Consider the following 19,588-nt stretch of genomic DNA (forward strand, 5'->3'; position numbering starts at 1 on the left):
CCAATTGCTAATATGGAGGCACGCTTATGAAATTGCAGGGAAAGCTGATATTGAATGCTATAGTATCGTTGCTGTTATGCCTTTTGCTTGTAGCCTATATCATTATTCAATTGCTAAACATGAATGCCAAAAATCAAAATCTGGTGCCTGCCATGCTGAAGGTCACGGAGCTGAACGCTAACCAGATACAGACCGAGCAGGCGCTCGATGTGTACTCGTTCTCCATGACAGCTGGCAATCAGGATAATGTAGCACGCTTGCTGAATGAAGGTAAAACCATGGTAAAGCAGCTCACAGAAGGCTTGCTGGAAACGGATGAACAGCTTCGTCTGATTCAATCGATCCAAACCAAATTAACGGCTCTGGACACGGGCGCCACCGAAGCCATCACAGCCATGAACAGTTCGGACGCCAAACGTTTCAGCTCACGGGTCAAAGGCATACAAAATGATATTTATATGCTGGATGAGGTGACCCGGGATCGATATGACCAATATACAGTAGATCTTGAACAAGATATTCAGCGGACCTGGCAGATTGCTCTAGCCGGAGCCATCATCCTGCTTGTCGCTGTTCTGCTGTTCAATATGTACACTTCACGCAAATTGGCGAGACGCATCCGCACCTTAAAGGAAGCCGCAGGACAAATTGCGAACGGCGATCTTACGCAGCAGCTTCCGGAGACACGAGGCAAGGATGAACTGGATGACTTAAACCGCTCCTTCCGTCTTATGACTGGGAACATACGCAGTATCATTCAATCCATTGGTGCCGCAGGAAACCGTGTTGATGGGATGGCGCAGGACATTGACCGCGGTAATGATACCGTGCAGGCCATTGTGCAGCAAGTATCCAGAACAACCGAAGAGCTATCGATCGGCAGTCAGAAAATTGCTGAGGATCTAAGTGACACGGTAATGGTCGTGGACAAGATGCAGCATATGTTTGAAAGCAACCTTCAGGCAACTTCACAATCGGCCATCTATGGTAACGAAGTTTTGACTTCTGTGCAGGAGGGACACATTGCCGTACAGGAACAGCTTCGACTGGCTGAAGTAAACCGGATTGCCATGTCTGAGGTAGAAAAGACTGTCCAGGAATTGGAGGAGAGTGCCTCCCGGATCGCAACGATGACTGCTTATGTATCAAGCATCGCTACACAGACAACCCTTCTGTCTCTGAACGCCTCCATCGAAGCGGCACGTGCAGGTGAAGCCGGACGCGGCTTTGCTGTCGTCGCAGGGGAAGTGAAGAAACTGGCCGAGCAATCGGAGCAATCGGTACAGCATATCTTTGGGGCTGTCGGCGAAATCACAGCAGCTATGGGTAAAGTGAAAAACTCTGTGACACAGAGCATTCAGCTCTTTGCAGAACAGGAGCAGGCCACCGGAAAAACCGGTGAATCCTTCTCCGGCATTCGTCACAGTGTAGAGCGAATCAGCACAAGCATTAACCAGCTTACGGAAGACATGCAGCAGTCCAGTGAACTTAGCGCACAGGTTCAGCAGGCGATTGAAAGTATAAGTGCCATTACGGAACAATCTGCCGCAAGCAGTGAGGAAATTACAGCTTCAACGGCCGAACAGCAACGTTCGTTCGCCGAAGCAAGCACTAAGGTGAAAACCCTGCGGGATATCAGTGCAGAGATGCATCAGGAACTTTTACGGTTCCGGTTGTAGTTAACCATGATAAAAGAATAAAGGGAAGCGGCTGTACCAAAGGTTGGAAGGGACTTCCTTTCTCGGGTCGAAGCGCTAATCCATTCTAACGAATCGACCACACCTGAATTGGAGGATTTGGGTTGAATGCACAGATTAACGAACTTCAGTCACGTTATTCTCGTTATACTGGTACAAACTTAGGCCAGAACCTGCCGGTCAGTGAAATCACGTCGCTGGGATTCGTTAAAGCGCAGATTAATGGAAAATGCAGCTCATAGCGTGTGTTTGATTCGTTAAAAGTTAATACCACTAAAAAGGGATGTCCTCGTCATGTTTATGACTATGGGACATCCCTTGCTTTATGTTATGAGTGGTTTATATCTTTGTGCTGTGTGCAGAGGCATGCAGCTTATGAAGTAACGAATGTACGTACCAAGAGTCGGCACCAATCATACCCTTAATTTATAGTGCATCCATGATATCCCCGGCGAGCAGGGATGCCGGATCACCGCGCAGCAGCGCGGCTCTCTCCCCTGCCTGGCCGTGGAGGAACACGCCAAAGGCTGCAGCCTGCTCCGCGCTGAGCCCTTGGGCGAGAAGACCGGCGATGATGCCGGTCAATACGTCTCCTGCACCGCCGGTTGCCATGCCGGCGTGCCCCGTGGTGTTGATATACGCCTCGCCGGATGGCGTTTCGTGCTCCCTTGAGCACCAGGGTCACGCCCTGCTCGCGGGCGTACCGTGCAGCGTGTTCGATTCGGTCACGCTGCACTTCGGGGGTCGACATGCCCAGCAGTCGGCCCATCTCCCCGGGGTGCGGCGTCAGGATAGTCGCCGCACTTCGTTTGCCCCAGTCGCGAGGCCCTGTTGGGCCAGCGTCTGCCAGCATGTTGAGGGCGTCCGCGTCGATGACGAGCGGGCGATCCGAATGTTGCCACAGACGGCGCAGCCAGTCTGTGTCGCCTTTGAAGCGGCCGAGGCCCGGGCCGGTCGCGAGCACGTCGCGGCTTTCCGCGAGACGCAGCACAGCGTCTGCGGAAGCCGCGTTCCACTCGCCGCTGTCGCCATCTGCGGCGGCAGCAAGCATGAGCTCGGGCACGGTGCCGATGACATGCGGCAGCAGTGCCGCGGGCAGCGCCCATGTGGCGAGCCCGCAGCCAGCGCGCAGCGCGGCTTTGGCCGAGAGCAAGCCTGCGCCGCTCATCGGCAGACTGCCTGCGGCCAGCAGCACGTGGCCGTAGGTGCCCTTGTGGCCGTCCGGTGCCCGGAGACGGCCCGTGTCCACGCGCAGCGCACTGCGCAGCACCTCTTCCGTCAGCAGACGGACCGAGGGGCCATGCTCCGGCGCAAGCCGCGCGGGAATGCCGATGGAGCGCACCACGATGCGCCCCGCCGCAGATGCGCCCGGGTACTGCACCAACCCGCGCTTAAGCAGCGCGAGACATACGGTCACCCGGGCTTGAATACAGGGCTCATATACCTCTCCGGTGTCGGCATTCAGCCCACTTGGCACATCGGCGGACACGACCGGCTTGCCGCTGTCGTTCGCCGCCGCAATCAGCGCCGCGTATGATCCACGCGGCGCCCCACGCGAGCCGGTGCCCAGCAGCGCATCTACGATGCCTGTGCACCGGCCGAAGTCCACGGCTTCGCGCCCGTGGACCAGAGCAGGGATGCCGAGCTGCGCGGCGGCATCCCGCTGCACTGCGGCTTCGCCCCGCAACGCATCAGGCGCATCTGCGTAAACCAAAGTCACGCCGAGCCCCGCTTCAACCAAATGGCGCGCCGCAACCAGCCCGTCGCCGCCATTATTACCCTTGCCGATCAGCATGTACCACTGCTGATCGCCGGGCTGCTCCATCACGAGCGCCGGATCGGCGATGATGTCGCCACCATGAACAGGCCGGTCCCCCGGCCCGGTGTGCGCCCGCTTTCCGTTTTTGTTCCAGCAGCCATGCTGCTCCGAACGGCGGTTAGCATCGTCTTCCCGGCACAGCCGGATAACTTCCTCGGCGATGAATCTTCCTGCATTTTCCATCAAACTGGCAGCAGGAATGCCAAGCTTGTGAATCGTATGCTCATCCACAGCTCTCATCTGTTCAACGGTTACGATAAACAACGCGCATCCCTCCCCGGGGGTCTCTTCGGAAATTCACAGAAATATTGCTAGCTTACCTACAACTCTTAATAACCTACTGTAAAGCGGGATTGAATAAATTGCGGATCGTCCAGCTCATCCACCAATGCCGCTGCAAAATCACCAACGGAAATCGAACTCTCTCCAAGATCATCTGTAATCACACGATTCATACCAACCCGGAATAGGCCTGTCCGTCTTCCTGTTGTGATCGTAGCCGCAGGACTCATGTAAGTCCAGTTAATATCCGATGCCTCGATCAGGTTATACGCATCGACATGAGCCTTCGCCAGTGGTTTAACTTCTTCAGGGAATCCTGGTGTGTCCATCAGCATTTCTCCAGAATCCGTAAGCAAGCTTCCTGCTCCGCCAACAACAACCAAACGTCCTGCTTTTGCACGGCGAACACCCTCAATTAATGAACGTGTAACTTCCAGCATCTCTTCCTCCGCACCAAACTTCGGTCCATAGGCACTCACAACAGCTTCCTGTCCTGCTGTAAAATCGGCAACCTGGTCTGGGTTAAGCAAATCCCCCTGTACCACACGCAAACGCTCATGCTCCATCTCCACCTTCGAAGGATCACGAACAATCGCCGTTACCTCATGTCCACGGTCCATTAACTCCCACAGTATCGTCTTTCCAATCGCTCCGGTTGCTCCAAAAATGGCAACTTTCATATCAAATCCCTCTTTTCAGTAGATATCATCTTGTCAACTTACCGTTATTTTAATACTTAATCCCATTGTTATATACCTTAAACGGCTCACGCCATCTTAAACCGTCTGTGCTCACTTGTAAACCATGTAGCTAGCTCACCTCACCGTTCTCATATACATGCCTTATTAAAATAAGTAAGCCCAGAACCGTTCTGAATAAACTTCATGATCTAAATCTTTAATATTATGAAGTTCCAGCCTACCCGCCACCAGTTATGCAAAATAAGCTTCATAGCAGCTTCCATACAGTACTATTTCCAAAAAGGACGATAATCTGCTCATAGGCTAAATGGATGACACTTGCTGTTTGGAATGCTGCCCCTGCTCCTCTCGAAAAGGCCTAACAAAAATGCTCCCCAGCCCCATCACAATAACAAATACACCTATCCCCATGTACACCCAGGATGGATTATACGTTTCAATAAACCAGCCTCCGAGCAATAACCCAAGCGGATTACTGACACCACTCATTAAGACTCCCATACTGTTCATGACACGCCCCCTCTTTTCTTCCGGTGTCGATAGAAGGATAGAGGTAACCAGAGGTACATTTACGAGGGCAAGCCCCAGCATTAACAAGAATGAACAGGCGATGGCGATATACAGATTAGGAAACATAGGCATGAGTAACAAACTTGCACCTGAGATGAGGTAACTGATCAGGAACCATCGGGCAAGAGAAAGCCGTTTGGTATATTTCCCGCTGAGCAAGGAGCCAGCAATACTGCCAGCAGCAAAGGCCGATTGGAGAAGACCGTACCCTTGTGGTCCGGCATGAAGAACCATATCAGCAAAAATCGGAGTGAAAATATGAAGAGGTGCACCAGCAAAGTTGATAATTGCACCAAAAATGATGCAGCTGGCTAGTATTTTATGCGAAAACAAAAAGGTAATTCCTTGCAAACTATCCTTCATGAATCCAGAAATCCCCTTTTGTTTGACCACTTTGGTCACCGGAATATGAATAAAGACAATGGAGAGAGCAGATAGCAGAAAGGTAAGTGCATAGATGAAAAGGATTGACTGGACTGAGATGAACGCTACCAATATGCCACCTACAGCATATCCAAGCAATTCAATTGTTTTGGAAGATGCGTTTAGAAGTGCATTGGCTGGTGCCAACTGCTTCGATGGGTCGGGCAGTATTGCGGGGATGACGGTCTGAGTTGCCGGATTGAACAAAAATCCAAAAATGGCGATGAGCAGATTGGCAGCATAGATATGCCACGGTACCATCTGACCACTCATGAATAAAAGCGCCAATATACAGGCCACGAACGCTCTAAGTATATCTGTCCAGATCAAGAGCTGCTTTTTGGGCAACCGATCACTAATTGTAGCCAGTGGTATACCCAAAAAAGCATAGATCAAGTATGGCAACAAAGGGATCAGCGCTGCCGCGAGTGCTGACTCGGTCAGTTGAAGAATATACCACATCGTAGCCATGGAAAATAAAATCTGACCTGCGCCTGATATCACTCTGCCTGCAAGAAGTACACAAAAGGATGGAAGGCGCAGAACCGATCCGTAACTGTCGTTATGGATTTCATTTTCCGTCTGGTCCATTCACTCCTTCTCCTTTCCCCTCAATCTCACTTCCAATTTCACTTTGCAGACGTGTCAACAAACCTGAATTACGAATGGACTGTTGTATTTTGGCCTTTACTCGCTCAAGCTCTGCCGTATACTCCTGAATCTCGTCCAATAACGATTGATGAGTCCGAATCCCTTCTCTGATTAACATAGCCGTTGCATCAGATCGGTTCTTTGCCAGTTCAAGAAATACAAGTTGATCAATAATATCAATCTCTTCCTGACTTAATCTCACGGAGACAACCCCCTTGGTTCCCGAAAGGTTTCTGCTTGCCTGCTCTATGGATCGTTCCACCATTTGATTAAATTGAGTCCGCTGGTTGTTATCCAAACTCGTATCCTCCATTCTTTAATTAATGCGATTATCGTAATTTGTAAATCGTAAATTGTATTTAAGTTACATTATACTTGCAAATAAATGGATGTAAAGCAAAAAAACCTTTGGATGATAACCAAAGGTTTGAATAATGGACTGCAAGAATTAAGAATAGAGTTATGTAGACTAATTCATATGAACAAAGCTAGTCTTAATTCAGCTTTATTCCTGCCCTATTCCCCTTGTCTCCACCACATACCTTCCGATTTCGGACTGGTGTAGGTGAAGCCAAATTGAGCGTACAGACGATCGGCAGGGACATCAGCCAACAGGCTTACCAAGCCACGAGCAGGCACATGTGCACGCAAATAATTCATGATCTCGCTCATGATCAATTTGCCATATCCTCTTCCCTGCTGGTCCGGGCGCACGGCGATATCCACCACCTGAAAGAAGCAACCTCCGTCCCCGATGACCCGGCCCATGCCTACGATTTCATTTTCTTCACGCAGACATACGGCAAAAAGACTATTGGGCAGCCCAATCTCCGCCCCCTCCTTGCTCATCTCACTAAGACCTGCGCTTTTCCGTAACGCTAGGTATTCTGCTGCTGAGGGCGGTGTATGTTCAATGTGGATCTGGTCCATAGATCATGCTCCTTTCCTATTAAACCTATGATTATGTGCAGAATTTAAAATTCATGGAAGTTACATCTTCTTTGCTTGGGTGCTCAGGTCCTTCTTATAACAGTAAATTCCTACTGTTCCTGCTTGAATTCACGCAATTCCTGTGTAATAGTGAGAGAAAGCTTATGTGAACCGTGTTTCATGCTACACTACAGTTTTTGCAAAGGAGGAACCATTGTGCTTCAACGCTGGATGCTTGCTCTATTCTCATATCCGGGCTTCGTGGCGGTACTACTCGGAATGATCGCTGTGCTGCTTGGACTCTACATATGGTCAGCAACTGAGGTCAGACGAAGCCGTGACAGACGAATGCACGCGATACGAGATACATTATACATAAGTACCACCCTATTGGGACAACTCACAGCCAAAGAACATCGGAATATTGCCCTTACGGAACATGAACATCATGAATTATTAACGGCCATGCTATCCTGCAAAGCCGCAGTGCATCTGTCTCCACAGCTTCAGGATCAGATCCGCAGCTGTATCATCGATGTTGATCCCGCTCGTCTCGCATTGATGCACAGGGCTCTGGAACGAGAGAGTGCAGCATTGTCTGATGAATTGAATCGATACGCACATCCTGACCATTGGGGAAAATCAATCTGGAATGTCATTCGTCCAGCTGCTGAACCTGCCGCTGTCGCGGCTGTACTGTACCTGATCGCTGATTTTGTGTTTCGTCAACAAGGTCTGTTGTATCCTTTCTGGCATTCCTGGTTCAATGCTTTGCCATGGATACGCTTCGTTTCTTTGATCATCACGGTGTTCTATGGTTATCTGCTCTGGTCCAGTCCAAGACAGGGTTCATCGGGCACAGTAACCAGAGCACTTGTTACGCTAATTGCCATGTGCTCCCTACTTCATCTGATTGGACTGGCTGCTGCTCCCTACGCATTAGGATTGCAACTCATTCTGTTCATCTCTGGCTTCAGCCTGACAGGAACGCCTTCTCGCAGTGATCGCCCCTATGCGGGACACACCGATTCGGATAAGGAATTGAATAGCAGTGCAGAAGCACATGAGGATGAGAACTTGGATATGGAGCTAAACCTCTATAAACCACGCACATCTGGAGCCATTTCCGAAAAATAAACCTTCTTTTAACTTGGTTTGCCTGCATCATCAGACTCAGTTCATTCAACACCAAAAAGAGAAGCCCGCAAAATCGGCGGCTTCTCTTTTTGGTTTCTACTATTTTTTGCATTATGCCTAATTCAATCCTGGATTACATGATGCCTATCCCTTCGCGCTTGCATTCGATGAGCGCAATGAACGGGGTGAGCTGCTTCGTGCAGTGCTGCCGGATTTGGAGGCGCTGCCGGAGGGCGTATTTTCAAAACGCTTGCGTTCGGTGCGCTCCATCTGCACAATCTGGCCTTCGTGTACAACGATGTGTAATGAGCCAAACTCCATGTCATTCAGTTGTCCGGCAATTCGATCCATCCATACCTCATCCACTTTTAACGGCTTAGCCATAGAGCCGCCTCCTCTTCTCGGGCTACTGCCCGCTATATTCCTCAAGTGCGCTGTCATCCAACCCGACTTATAATTCATTCTTATCCAACCTATATACTTGGTTTATACATTAGCAGGGCTTCCAGTAGCTGTCAATCCGAATTTTCATGAAGTTTAAACAAAATTCATTTTCATTCGGAACCCTCTTCAAAACCAAGATGATCGGCATGGATACAGGAGTGTTACATCACTTTTCGGGAATCGTTTTATGACCCAACCAGCTCTTGAGCAGCAACGTTGCCAGAGCCAAAATCAGCAACAAGGAGGCGACGGCAAACGAAGCGGAGAATTGATATTCGTTATACAGGATCTCGACATGCAGCGGCAAGGTGTTAGTCTCCCCGCGAATATGTCCCGATACAACAGACACGGCCCCAAACTCGCCCATCGCCCGCGCATTACACAGAATAATGCCATACAGCAGTCCCCACTTGATGTTGGGAAGTGTCACATTCCAGAAAATCCGCCACCCCGAGGCCCCAAGCGTAACCGCCGCTTCTTCTTCCCTCGTGCCCTGATCTTCCATTAGCGGAATCAGTTCTCTGGCAACGAAGGGAAACGTAATGAACAAAGTTGCGATGACAATGCCGGGCAGGGCAAAAATAATTTTGATATCATGCTCGGCCAGCCAAGGTCCAAACCATCCATTCGACCCAAAGACGAGGACAAAGATCAACCCGCCTACCACAGGCGAGATCGAAAAAGGAAGATCGATCAGGGTGATCATGAGTCCTTTGCCCCTGAATTGGAACTTAGTAATGACCCACGCAGCCGCCACACCAAATATCGTATTGAGCGGTACGGTGATTCCGGCAACCAGCAGCGTAAGTTTCAATGCCGACATCGCGTCCGGCTCGGTAAGCGCGGCGATGTAGACACCCCAGCCTTGTTTTAACGCCTCCATCAGCACGATCACCAGCGGCAAGATGAGCAGCCAGAGCAGCACCAGACTTGCCAACCCGATCAACAACCATTTAACCCACGGTGCTTCCGTCGTTGCTCGGTTTGGCCCCGGCCCGGTTCTTACATGGGAAGCAGGCGTTAATGGAACGGAACCCGCCATATTCTGTACCTCCTTTTGGTTTAGGTTGGTTCACTGCTCACTAAGCTCTGCCTGCCTTGCGGCTCCAGCGTTGAAGTGAATTAATGATCAAGAGCAGGACAAAAGAGACCAGCAGCAGCAGCAAGGCTACCGCCGTAGCTCCTGCATAATCGAACTGCTCCAGCTTCGCCATGATCAGCAGGGGCGCAATCTCCGTTTTCATCGGCATATTGCCTGAGATAAATACCACTGAACCATACTCGCCAATACCTCGGGCAAAGGCTAACGCAAAACCGGTCAGCAGCGGCGGGATCAGATCCGGAAGCAGGATCTTTCGAAATATCCGCCATCTTCCCGCTCCGAGTGTAGCCGCAGCTTCCTCCACCTCTGTCTCCAATTCCTGCAATACCGGCTGCACCGTACGCACCACAAACGGAATCCCAATAAACATCAGCGCGAGCGTAATGCCCGCCTGTGAATAGGCCAGCTTGATGCCCAGAGGTTCCACAAACTGCCCAATCCAGCCATTTCCGGCATACAGCGCCGTTAAGGCAACCCCCGCCACTGCTGTCGGCAAGGCAAAAGGCAGATCAATGACGGCATCAAACAGCCGTTTTCCAGGGAACTCATACCGGACAAGTACCCAAGCCAGGAGCAGCCCAAGGACCAGATCGATCAGGGCGGCTGCACCTGCAGTCAGAAAACTCACCTGGAAAGAAGCCAGTACCCGGGGATTGGTCGCCACCTCAATCAGTGTGGACCAGGTCAGCCCCGTCGAGTTAAACAAGAGCGCTGCGAGTGGAATAAGTACAACCAGGCTCAGGTAAAGCACACTGTAACCCATCGTTAATCCGAATCCCGGCAGTGTGCGACTCCGGGCCACCATCACCTTGCTCATGCACGTTCATCCTCTCTGCCTTCAGTCGGTCGGACTGGTTGGCCGCTTACATGGTCATGCAACATCATCGACGTCAGATGCATTAGCTGCCCGGAACATAAATCTGGTCAAAGATACCGCCGTCATTAAAGTGCTTGGCCTGGGTATCGCGCCATGTACCAAATACATCGTTCAATGTGAACAGCTCAAGCTGCGGGAACTGATCCTTGAACTTTTCCTTTACGCTGTCCAGGGTTGGACGGTAATAGTTCTCGGCAGCAATGGTTTGCCCCTCTTCGCTGTACAAATATTTCAGATAGGCATCAGCCACTTCGCGGCTGCCTTTTTTGTCTGCATTTTTATCTACAATCGCTACAGGTGGTTCAGCCAAAATACTGACCGAAGGCACAACAATATCGAATTTGTCCGGTCCCAACTCTTTAACTGACAAGAAAGCCTCATTCTCCCATGCAAGCAGTACATCACCAATACCGCGCTCTACAAACGTAGTCGTCGCCCCACGTGCTCCAGAGTCAAGGACAGGCGCATGTTTGAACAGCTCTGCAACAAACGCTTTGGCTTTCTCTTCATCATTGTTGTTATGTTTGAGCGCATATCCCCACGCCGCCAGATAATTCCAACGTGCCCCGCCGGACGTTTTTGGATTCGGGGTAATGACTTGGGTATCTCCCTTGATAAGATCATCCCAGTCCTTAATGCCTTTCGGATTGCCTTTGCGTACCAAAAATACGATCGTTGAAGTATACGGGGAGCTGTTGTGCTCGTATTTGTCCTGCCAACCCGCATTGATCAGACCTTTATCTTCAATAGCATCGATATCGTATCCCAATGCCAGAGTAACCACATCCGCGTCCAGCCCATCGATAACAGAACGACTTTGTTTACCTGACCCACCATGAGACTGCTTAACCGTTACTTCCTGACCTTTCTCTTTCAGCCAATACGCCGCAAACGCCTTGTTATATTGCTCATAGAGTTCACGTGTCGGATCATAGGATACATTCAGCAGCTCGATCGCTTTTGCCCCTTCTTTGCCACCTTCCGTTCCCCCCGATGTTCCTGCCGTATTCGTGCCACCGCTATCCGATCCGCATGCCGCCAGTACCCCTGTTAACACCAATGCCAGACCAACCAGAATACCCTTATGAATTCTCTTTTTCATAGATAACACTCCCCCCGAATGGATCTGCAAGATTACCCCAGGCAGGCTGAACAGCATGGAACGCACCGAAAAAAACAAAAAACGGAGGAACCCCCGCGCACTTCTCCCTCATAAAGTCATGCCGACCCAAAGGCCGTGTATGCTTCATCCAGAAATGATGCGCTGCGGTGTTCCTCCGTCTATACGGTGAGAACGTTATTCTGTTCACGTTACGATCTCTCATGTGACTGTAAATGACTGCTCCCGCAAATAGAGCAAGCTCATTTTTATTATTCCTACCTGTTTAGTGAGTTATATACGTATCATAAGGGCAGTACATATGACTGTCAAACGTTTTTTTCCGATTTCTACCGAATATCTGTGTAAATGGCAGAAAAAGAAGAACAACGAATCAAAGTCCGTTGTTCCCTTATCAGCGGTAAGTTTTATTCGCTGTAACATCATTCCTGGGGTTGGCATGAGTCCATGCCCTTTCCCTCTTATTTGCCTGCGTACCGGATATTCGGTACGGGAGGTGTGCTCATGCCATCTCCCAAATAAAAGCCCGTGTGTGGCGGTTGGTTATAGGCTACATTTTGCCAAGCTACGCCAAGACGGTATACCGGATCATGCATCAGGGTGTAGATCCGTTTGTCCGTAATGGCTGTTGTTGTGTAGATGCGCAGTGCAGAGCTATCATTGGTCCGCCATACCACTTCTTCTCTCCAGTCGCCAAACAGGTCAGCCTGCAGATTCGGTGTGGATTTCGTTCCATTATTGGAAGAAACACCGGATGCGGTCAACAGATTAACCGTTTTGCTATTGGCGTAGTCCCATTTATCAATCCTGTTACTGTCCAACAACTCGCGGAGAAGGTCACCGTCCCACCAGATGCCAAAATTCGTGGAGGAAGGCAGGGTTGTCCCAATTTTCTGCCCTTTGGCTGTATACAAACCACCATCTGCCCACACTTCGGCACCCTTATAACGTGGATCAATATCGGCTGCCATGCCGCGTCCAATATCTTTTGTCGTAGGTATGCCCCAGATCAACTGACCTGTACGCGCATCACGGAATTCCACTCCGGCATTGGACGCTGTTTCATGCACCTGGAATACTTCAAGTCCCGCACGATCGGGGTCCAGATCACTTAGATGCATCGCATCCCCATGATGAAGCCCTGTCGTGTAAAGTCCTTTGCCGTTATCATCCACCGCCATCGCTCCGTAAACGATTTCGTCTTTGCCATCGCCATCTACGTCCGCAACGCTCAGATTATGGTTGCCCTGTCCTGCATAACCTGAATTACCTGACGTGTTGGAGTCAAACGTCCACTGCTTGGCTAGTTGTCCATCCCGCCAGTTGTACGCCACCAGAACGGTTCGGGTGTAGTATCCACGCGCCATGACCAGACTTGGCCGCTCTCCATCCAAATACGCAATCGCAGCAAGGAACCGATCGACCCGGTTGCCATAGTTGTCTCCCCAATCGGACACATTACCGCGCGCCGGTTCGTAGTTCACCGTGGAAAGTGCTTTGCCGGTCTGTCCATTGAAAATCGTAAGGAACTCCGGCCCGGACAGAACGTATCCGCTGGAATTACGATAATCCTTGCTGGCATCCCCGATGACTACGCCCGTACCATCCTTGGTACCATCAGCCGTCTTCATCGCCACTTCCGCCTTGCCGTCTCCGTCCAGATCGTACACCATGAACTGGGTGTAATGGGCACCCGCACGGATATTTTTACCCAGACTGATACGCCATAAGCGCGTTCCATTCAATTTGTAGGCATCGATAAATACTTCACCCGTGTAGCCGCTTTGGGAATTATCCTTGGAGTTGGACGGGTCCCACTTTACAATCAGTTCATACTCGCCGTCCCCGTCCACATCGCCTGCACTCGCATCATTGGCACTGTACGTGTAGGCTACACCATCCGGTGTTGTGCCTCCTGCGGGTACACTGAGAGGTACAGACAAATAATTATTGCCCCATACGCTCGCTGCCGTCGAAGCAGCCTGTTCGGTTCCACTGACTACGGCTCGAACCGTATATTTGGAACTGCTTGTCCCGCTTGTATCCTGGAGGTTGGTGCTGTTCGTTATGGGCGATGCGTTTACCTTGGTTCCATCCCGATAGACATTAAACGATACATTCGACCCTTCCGTACCCAGAAGCCGCCAGCTAACGAACACACCTGTGCCTGTCTTCACTGCAACTACACCTCGGTCCAGAAACTCCATCTGACGGGCACCCGCAGCATGAGTGACCGACGTGTCTCCAAGACCCAGCGAAGTAACCAGTAGCGCAGAACTCAGCAGTGACACACCTGCGGTCCGCAATGTACGCTTCCATAACGATCGTTTTCCCATAAAGCCATTGCCTCCCCAATCGAATTGGTAAGCCCGATGCCCTTGGTAGCGCCTTCTCGCATCCATGTAAGCGCTTTAATATATTCATTTTAAATTAAACATATAATTCCATCTATAGGTCTAATTTAGTAATTTTATGTATGAAAAAAAGGAAAAAAGCCGAAAGATGAATCTTTCGACTTGGATGCTTCTTTCTCACAAGCTCGATCGGAATTTGAACGTAACAAAGAATGTTGTGTCATCCCACCTTATACTACCGGAGCAATACACACTGGGCGGGGTATCTCCAGCTTGAATCCGTTGTGTGTTAGACGTCCATCTTCACCATTGATCTGAAAAGCAACCAGGTTGTTGCTGTCCTGATTGGCCACCAGCAGAATACCACCGGGAAGCAGGTTGAAGTTACGCGGAGTCTGACCGATAGTGGAAGTCCACTCTATAGCCTCCAGCTCACCGGATTCCTGGTCAATGTGATACAGCACAATGCTGTCGTCCCCACGATTGGAAGCATACAGGAAACGGCCACATGGGGACACACGGATATCCGCTCCCGTACCTTCACCAGAATGTCCTTCAGGCAGTGTGGTGATATGCTGCAACGTAGTGAACTCACCTCTGCGTTGATCATACATGAATGCCGTAACGGTGTTACTCAATTCATTAATCACATAGGCCCATTTCGAGCTTGGGTGGAAGACGAGATGTCTCGGTCCAGAGCCTGGAGGCTGATTCATCTCACGATGCGTTACCAGGCGACCTTCTTCCTGACGATACACAATAATCTGATCCAGACCCAGATCACAGACAACGGCATACTGACCTGAAGGGTCTGGTTGGATCGAGTGGGCGTGCGGCCCTTCCTGACGGTCATCATTTTGCCCTCTTCCGGTATGCTCAATCAACGCACTCATCTCTTCAAGCGTGCCTTGATCTCCTACCGGAAATACGTTCACACTGCCGCTGCTGTAGTTTGAAGTCAGCACCCACTCGCCATCCTCCGTGACAGATACATAACAAGGCGATGCGCCCTTCGTCAATTTGCGATCCATCAAGTGCAGCTCACCCGTTGCGGCATCCCTGCGATAGACCAGCACCTCTCCCTCATCCGTCTCACTTACCACGTACAGACCATTCCCATCCGGAGATAAAGCAAGATAAGACGGATTATCCACCCCATCCATATGATTTACAATCCGCAACTCGCCTGTTTCCTTGTTCAACGCACATAGAAAAATCCCCGGTTGATCTGCTGATGCATAAGTACCTGTATAGAAAAAAACTTCATTCGTTACTGTTGGTTCCATCGTTTCATTCTCTCCTTATTGATTCAAATGATTGATCTCACACTCTAATTACATGCAATTATAAGAAGTTGTAACCCGAATAGTTGATTCCACTGTTATGTACTTACCCAATTCACAGACTTTTGCTTCAGTGGTTATCTACCCTCAAGATAATACAAAGTGTAAGGCCTTACAATAGTCCATTCCCTTTGTACATATTCCAACGGAATATGTTGTGGAGAAACAATGGAAAATTACAGCAACATTTTGAGGAATAGGGTCGTCTATAGGGACAAATAACTTTTATACAAAGGGATACTCCCTGGAAAAGTGAGGCGAATCTGATATGAAAAAAAATATATTGGCTACATTAACAGCCGGAGCTTTACTTACCTTATCTCTGAGCGCTGGTCCGATTCATGCCGCTCAAGCGGAATTCACTGATATTCAAGATATTGCAGGGGCAGATAAGATTGAATCCCTACATCAGGATGGTTTAATCAAAGGCGTAAGTGATAGCTTGTTCAAACCGGAACAGGAGCTAAACACGGCTCAGGGTATACAGCTCATTGCAGATGGTCTGAATCTGAATTTGGACACGATTCGTTTTATCAAGCAGCCGCTGCCAAGTGACTACTTTTCCAACGTAAAAGATGGCGTATGGTACAGTGATGCTTTTGTCCGTGCCCAGTTCAATGGTATTAAGATGACCAACGATATCGACCCTTCCAAGGCATTGACCCGTGAACAGTTTACCCTTTTCTTGATGCAGGGCATTGAAGCCAAAGGTGGCTTGCCAATGATTAACATCAAACCTGTAGATATCACGGACGATAAAGAGCTGACTCCAGAATTTCAAGGTGCTGTTCAACGCTCCCTTGTCTTGAAGATTAACACGCTCGATGGAGAGGGCAACTTCAATCCGAAGGAAACGATTACCCGCGCCGAAGCTGCGGTTATGATGTATAACGCAATTGAGTATCTGGAAGATTTCAATGCACCGAAAATCCCGGAAACACCAGAGAAATAATGACCTTCTTCATCATTTAAATACCAAATAGCCGCATGTTCCCTTTAGAGGGGACATGCGGCTATTTATGTTATATCTATTGATACCTATAGCAATAACTGATCCAAAATCAGTCTTAGAAAGAACCTTTAACAACAACCTCAGACAGTGGGAAACGACCTGACGGACGAGCTGGAACTGCAGCTTTACCTACAGTGATCAACAACGTTGGCAAATAACGCGCAGGGATGTTGAACGTTTCGATCAATTGTTGCGGGTTGTAACCACCCATTGGGCAAGTATCATATCCCAGGGAACGTGCAGCAAGCATAATGTTCTGTGAAGCAAACGATGCATTGCGGATCGCTTCATCGCGGGCGATTTGCGGATTTTTGTAAGCACCATTGATCTGTCCAACCAATGCGTCACGAACTTCAGCCGGGATTGCACCCGCTTCAACAGCCTGATCATAAATCACGGCGTTGCGGTTCGCTTCCAGATCCCCGAGTACAGCGATCGTAACGGAGCTGTCTGTGATTTGACTTTGGCCGTAAGCGATTGGCAGCAACTTGGCTTTGTCTGCTTCGGATTCGATCACGAGGAATTTCCAGTGTTGCAGGTTCCATGAAGACGGAGCTTCGGAAGCGGCAGTCAGAATAGCGTTCAGATCCGCTTCAGGCATAACAAAACCACTTTCGTACTTTTTGACAGCGTGACGTTCGTTAATCACGCGAAGTGTTTCATTGTTTTCAATGCTGGACATGCGTTCCACTCCCCAAGTTCTTTTTTATTTTTTTACGTTCGCAAGGCCAAACTCTACCGAGTACTCACCTTCCGAAAATAACATCAGCGCAGACGATCGCTTCCATCTGTGTTCACGTTATGCCCGGAATCGCCTGAAACATCAACGGATCTTACAACCGGAGCAAACGTCCTTGTATAGCCTGTCCACCATGCCTGACAGCAGCAGTCCAAGGCCAGGTCATGAAGAGCTGTTAACGATCAGTTCTGTCACGACCTATCCTTCATGGACAAGGGTTCCATAGACAAAGAACATTCTTCCCCATTACCGATACGATGCTTCACATCCTCAATGGATATACGGTCAAAATAAGCACTCAGTGCCTCTTCGCCTCCATCGTAGATGCTTCCCATCACACCCTGCATATTGGAAGAAACAACGCATGTTGAACCGGATTCTCCCGAACACCAGCTGGGACCAAGTGATCCACCCGCTACCAGTCTGTACAGTTCTCCAAGCTTGATTTCATCACTCGGACGGCTGAGCAGATATCCACCGTGAGCACCTTCCTTGGTTGTTAGGTATCCATGCTTCCGCAGCACACTAAGCACCTTGCGTACTCTGGCTGGATGCGTACCCACACTTTGAGACAAGTCTTCACTATTGGCCATACACTCATCCTTCATGGACAGAAAGACCAGACAGTGCACAGCAATGGTAAATTCACTGTTCATTACTTACTCCCTTCCCGGCATATCGTTCACCGATGAAAATTCAATCCAAGGTAAGTATAACTGTTATTATAGGAATAACAGTTATGTTTGTCAACACTCTCAACTTAGGGGTTAGAAAACCCGATATCCCCTGTCATACCAGTATATACAGGCCCTTCATAGGCTTAGTAAAAAGGTTGAGTTCCCCCGTGTTTTGAGGGAACAGAACAAAAAAAGTGAGCCTATCGCTTCGCGAAAGGCTCCAATAAGATAGACATATGAAAGGGCTTACGAGATTATTATAATCGGTTATTCCTATTTTGAAAACGCTTTTTTTGTAAAGTGTTTTGGGATTTTAAAATATCCTATTTTTTAAGCAAATCAACATGGGGTATTGCAAAAACTAATTATATTAGTTATATTACTAACAACATTAGTTTTAAGGAGGATTTAATGATGTGAATTACACGTGAGCATGATGTTGTCCAAGTTTCATTTCTTCCACGCCTCTTCCCTGTGAACGTATATCTTGTTGAAGAAAAAGATGGGTTTACCCTTATTGATGCCGGAATGCCATTCAGTCTGAAGGGGATTCTGTCTACTGCACAATCCCTGGGCAAACCGATTACCAGAATCATTCTGACTCACGCCCATGGCGACCATGTCGGTGCACTGGATGGTCTTAAGGATGCGCTGCCTAAAGCCGAGGTCTGCATCTCCAGAAGAGATGCCCCGCTGCTGGCCGGAGACGCCTCCCTGCTTCCCGGCGAGCCGCAGATTCCGGTACGCGGCAGTGTACCCAAAGCGATCCGCACCCGACCGGATCGCTTGCTCGATGACGGCGACCGGATCGGATCCCTGGTCGCCATTGCTACCCCAGGCCATACGCCGGGCCATATGGCCTTCATGGATACGCGCAGCCGCGTGCTCATCGCTGGCGACGCGTATCAGCTGCACGGTGGCCTCGCCGTATCCGGCCGCCTGCGCCCGCTCTTTCCGTTCCCCGCGCTGGCGACGTGGAACCGTAAACTTGCTCTTGCCAGCGCCAAGCGCCTGGCTGAGCTGGAACCGTCCGTGCTCGCTGTAGGGCACGGACGAATGCTGCGTCAGCCCGCCGCGGCCATGCGCGCAGCTACAGCAGACGCAGAGCAGCGGCTGCGCCCTGCCGGGGGGCATTTGTGAGCCCCCGCCAAGGGCTGGATCGCGGCGCTCTGTTAAGTGCCGCCGCCCAGCTTGCCGACAGCGACGGATTCCATTCGCTAACACTGGCCGCTCTGGCCCAGCGGCTGGACGTGCGCTCCCCGTCGCTTTATAACCACATCAACGGTCTTCCCGGGCTTCGCCAGGAATTGGCGTTGATGTCCGCACAGCAGCTCAGGCTTGCATTAACTGAGGCTTCTGTCGGCCGTTCGGGTGACGAAGCCATTCAGGAGGTCGCTGCCGCATATATCGGCTTCGTCCGCAAGCATCCAGGGCTATACGAAGCCTTTTTCCATGCCCCGGACCGTCAGGAACCGCAGCTCGTTGTGGAGAGTACAGCTGCCCTAGATCTGCTGCTCCGCCTGTTGCAGCCCTATACGCTAAGTGAAGCGGAAACGCTCCATGCCGTTCGCGGTTTACGCAGTCTTTGCCACGGCTTCGCCTCCATGGGTGAAAAAGGTGGCTTCGGTATGAACTTTGACCCGGATGAGAGCCTGCAACTGTCCGTGGCCGCTTTCCTGAATGGGCTGCGACATCTTCATTCATAAAACC

Annotated in this window: 17 protein-coding genes and 2 pseudogenes; 6 read left to right on the plus strand and 13 right to left on the minus strand. The window is 50.1% G+C overall.

All coding sequences use genetic code 11. The features are described 5' to 3' along the window. The first annotated feature begins 26 nt into the window (after positions 1-26). Positions 27-1,679 (plus strand): methyl-accepting chemotaxis protein, encoded by a 1,653-nt coding sequence (locus ACR1R9_RS24765; RefSeq protein ID WP_076290602.1) that lies wholly within the window; start codon positions 27-29, stop codon positions 1,677-1,679. Between the two features lie 444 nt (positions 1,680-2,123). Here ACR1R9_RS24765 and ACR1R9_RS24770 read toward each other — a convergent pair. The 5 genes and pseudogenes from ACR1R9_RS24770 to ACR1R9_RS24790 all read right to left on the minus strand — a co-directional run bounded on the left by ACR1R9_RS24770 (position 2,124) and on the right by ACR1R9_RS24790 (position 7,073). Further along, positions 2,124-3,780: pseudogene (locus ACR1R9_RS24770) on the minus strand (NAD(P)H-hydrate dehydratase). A gap of 65 nt (positions 3,781-3,845) precedes the next feature. After that, positions 3,846-4,478, minus strand: a complete 633-nt coding sequence (locus ACR1R9_RS24775) for an NAD(P)-dependent oxidoreductase (RefSeq protein WP_076290604.1) — start codon at positions 4,476-4,478, stop codon at positions 3,846-3,848. Between the two features lie 324 nt (positions 4,479-4,802). Continuing rightward, positions 4,803-6,083 (minus strand): MFS transporter, encoded by a 1,281-nt coding sequence (locus ACR1R9_RS24780; RefSeq protein ID WP_310854385.1) that lies wholly within the window; start codon positions 6,081-6,083, stop codon positions 4,803-4,805. Further along, a complete protein-coding gene (locus ACR1R9_RS24785; protein ID WP_310854384.1) occupies positions 6,064-6,441 on the minus strand; it encodes a hypothetical protein in 378 nt (125 codons plus the stop codon). The genes ACR1R9_RS24780 and ACR1R9_RS24785 overlap by 20 nt, the downstream gene beginning before the upstream one ends. Positions 6,442-6,659: 218 nt before the next feature. Next, positions 6,660-7,073 carry a GNAT family N-acetyltransferase gene (locus ACR1R9_RS24790; RefSeq protein WP_326064199.1) on the minus strand — a complete coding sequence of 138 codons (414 nt, stop codon included), beginning with the start codon at positions 7,071-7,073 and terminating at the stop codon, positions 6,660-6,662. A gap of 216 nt (positions 7,074-7,289) precedes the next feature. Between ACR1R9_RS24790 and ACR1R9_RS24795 the strand changes: the two genes are divergently transcribed. Next, positions 7,290-8,210, plus strand: coding sequence for a hypothetical protein (locus ACR1R9_RS24795; RefSeq protein WP_076290606.1), 921 nt, complete (start codon positions 7,290-7,292; stop codon positions 8,208-8,210). A 144-nt stretch (positions 8,211-8,354) separates the two neighbouring features. Here ACR1R9_RS24795 and ACR1R9_RS24800 read toward each other — a convergent pair whose 3' ends face one another. From ACR1R9_RS24800 to ACR1R9_RS24825, 6 genes are all read right to left on the minus strand, one after another. Further along, positions 8,355-8,594 (minus strand): YezD family protein, encoded by a 240-nt coding sequence (locus ACR1R9_RS24800; RefSeq protein WP_062322628.1) that lies wholly within the window; start codon positions 8,592-8,594, stop codon positions 8,355-8,357. A 226-nt stretch (positions 8,595-8,820) separates the two neighbouring features. Next, positions 8,821-9,696: a sulfate ABC transporter permease subunit CysW gene (gene cysW / locus ACR1R9_RS24805; RefSeq protein ID WP_310854382.1), complete on the minus strand. Its 876-nt coding sequence runs from the start codon at positions 9,694-9,696 to the stop codon at positions 8,821-8,823. A gap of 40 nt (positions 9,697-9,736) precedes the next feature. After that, on the minus strand, positions 9,737-10,573 hold the full coding sequence (gene cysT / locus ACR1R9_RS24810) for a sulfate ABC transporter permease subunit CysT (protein WP_063566191.1): 837 nt from the start codon (positions 10,571-10,573) through the stop codon (positions 9,737-9,739). 82 nt (positions 10,574-10,655) lie between these two features. Next, on the minus strand, positions 10,656-11,735 hold the full coding sequence (locus ACR1R9_RS24815) for a sulfate ABC transporter substrate-binding protein (protein WP_076290607.1): 1,080 nt from the start codon (positions 11,733-11,735) through the stop codon (positions 10,656-10,658). Positions 11,736-12,214: 479 nt separating this feature from the next. Next, on the minus strand, positions 12,215-14,089 hold the full coding sequence (locus tag ACR1R9_RS24820) for a rhamnogalacturonan lyase (RefSeq protein WP_175382117.1): 1,875 nt from the start codon (positions 14,087-14,089) through the stop codon (positions 12,215-12,217). A gap of 248 nt (positions 14,090-14,337) precedes the next feature. After that, the gene (locus ACR1R9_RS24825) at positions 14,338-15,393 is read right to left on the minus strand and encodes a lactonase family protein (protein WP_433922433.1); all 1,056 of its coding nucleotides are present in this window, start codon (positions 15,391-15,393) and stop codon (positions 14,338-14,340) included. Positions 15,394-15,718: 325 nt separating this feature from the next. Here ACR1R9_RS24825 and ACR1R9_RS24830 point away from each other — a divergent pair, with 325 nt between their 5' ends. Then, on the plus strand, positions 15,719-16,402 hold the full coding sequence (locus ACR1R9_RS24830) for an S-layer homology domain-containing protein (protein ID WP_076290609.1): 684 nt from the start codon (positions 15,719-15,721) through the stop codon (positions 16,400-16,402). Between the two features lie 115 nt (positions 16,403-16,517). On the opposite strand, the gene ACR1R9_RS24835 is transcribed toward ACR1R9_RS24830, so the two are convergent. Together ACR1R9_RS24835 and ACR1R9_RS24840 are read right to left on the minus strand one after the other, a co-directional pair. Next, positions 16,518-17,144 carry a nitroreductase family protein gene (locus ACR1R9_RS24835; RefSeq protein WP_076290610.1) on the minus strand — a complete coding sequence of 209 codons (627 nt, stop codon included), beginning with the start codon at positions 17,142-17,144 and terminating at the stop codon, positions 16,518-16,520. Between the two features lie 248 nt (positions 17,145-17,392). Then, positions 17,393-17,857 (minus strand): Rrf2 family transcriptional regulator, encoded by a 465-nt coding sequence (locus ACR1R9_RS24840; protein WP_076290611.1) that lies wholly within the window; start codon positions 17,855-17,857, stop codon positions 17,393-17,395. Between the two features lie 495 nt (positions 17,858-18,352). On the opposite strand from ACR1R9_RS24840, the gene ACR1R9_RS24845 reads away from it, so the two are divergent. The 3 genes and pseudogenes from ACR1R9_RS24845 (at position 18,353) to ACR1R9_RS24855 (ending at position 19,584) form a co-directional block, all read left to right on the plus strand. Next, positions 18,353-19,018 carry an MBL fold metallo-hydrolase gene (locus tag ACR1R9_RS24845; RefSeq protein ID WP_433922432.1) on the plus strand — a complete coding sequence of 222 codons (666 nt, stop codon included), beginning with the start codon at positions 18,353-18,355 and terminating at the stop codon, positions 19,016-19,018. Further along, a pseudogene (locus tag ACR1R9_RS24850) lies at positions 19,015-19,143 on the plus strand (TetR family transcriptional regulator); the annotation flags it as partial. The gene ACR1R9_RS24845 and the pseudogene ACR1R9_RS24850, both read left to right, overlap by 4 nt. Positions 19,144-19,194: 51 nt before the next feature. After that, complete coding sequence (locus ACR1R9_RS24855) at positions 19,195-19,584, plus strand: TetR-like C-terminal domain-containing protein (protein ID WP_246318088.1); 390 nt, start codon at positions 19,195-19,197, stop codon at positions 19,582-19,584. Positions 19,585-19,588: the final 4 nt, after the last annotated feature.

It is taken from the genome of Paenibacillus taichungensis (assembly GCF_050994985.1).
Taxonomy (GTDB): Bacteria; Bacillota; Bacilli; order Paenibacillales; family Paenibacillaceae; genus Paenibacillus; species Paenibacillus taichungensis.

What these genes read in the sequence shown, in the direction of transcription:
- ACR1R9_RS24800 (WP_062322628.1), bottom strand. Translation starts at nt 8,594, where the DNA reads ATGGCTAAGCCGTTAAAAGTGGATGAGGTATGGATGGATCGAATTGCC.
- ACR1R9_RS24775 (WP_076290604.1), bottom strand. Translation starts at nt 4,478, where the DNA reads ATGAAAGTTGCCATTTTTGGAGCAACCGGAGCGATTGGAAAGACGATA.
- ACR1R9_RS24790 (WP_326064199.1), bottom strand. Translation starts at nt 7,073, where the DNA reads ATGGACCAGATCCACATTGAACATACACCGCCCTCAGCAGCAGAATAC.
- ACR1R9_RS24825 (WP_433922433.1), bottom strand. Translation starts at nt 15,393, where the DNA reads ATGGAACCAACAGTAACGAATGAAGTTTTTTTCTATACAGGTACTTAT.
- ACR1R9_RS24820 (WP_175382117.1), bottom strand. Translation starts at nt 14,089, where the DNA reads ATGGGAAAACGATCGTTATGGAAGCGTACATTGCGGACCGCAGGTGTG.
- ACR1R9_RS24830 (WP_076290609.1), top strand. Translation starts at nt 15,719, where the DNA reads ATGAAAAAAAATATATTGGCTACATTAACAGCCGGAGCTTTACTTACC.
- cysT (WP_063566191.1), bottom strand. Translation starts at nt 10,573, where the DNA reads ATGAGCAAGGTGATGGTGGCCCGGAGTCGCACACTGCCGGGATTCGGA.
- ACR1R9_RS24835 (WP_076290610.1), bottom strand. Translation starts at nt 17,144, where the DNA reads ATGTCCAGCATTGAAAACAATGAAACACTTCGCGTGATTAACGAACGT.
- ACR1R9_RS24765 (WP_076290602.1), top strand. Translation starts at nt 27, where the DNA reads ATGAAATTGCAGGGAAAGCTGATATTGAATGCTATAGTATCGTTGCTG.
- ACR1R9_RS24840 (WP_076290611.1), bottom strand. Translation starts at nt 17,857, where the DNA reads ATGAACAGTGAATTTACCATTGCTGTGCACTGTCTGGTCTTTCTGTCC.
- ACR1R9_RS24815 (WP_076290607.1), bottom strand. Translation starts at nt 11,735, where the DNA reads ATGAAAAAGAGAATTCATAAGGGTATTCTGGTTGGTCTGGCATTGGTG.
- cysW (WP_310854382.1), bottom strand. Translation starts at nt 9,696, where the DNA reads ATGGCGGGTTCCGTTCCATTAACGCCTGCTTCCCATGTAAGAACCGGG.
- ACR1R9_RS24780 (WP_310854385.1), bottom strand. Translation starts at nt 6,083, where the DNA reads ATGGACCAGACGGAAAATGAAATCCATAACGACAGTTACGGATCGGTT.
- ACR1R9_RS24855 (WP_246318088.1), top strand. Translation starts at nt 19,195, where the DNA reads ATGTCCGCACAGCAGCTCAGGCTTGCATTAACTGAGGCTTCTGTCGGC.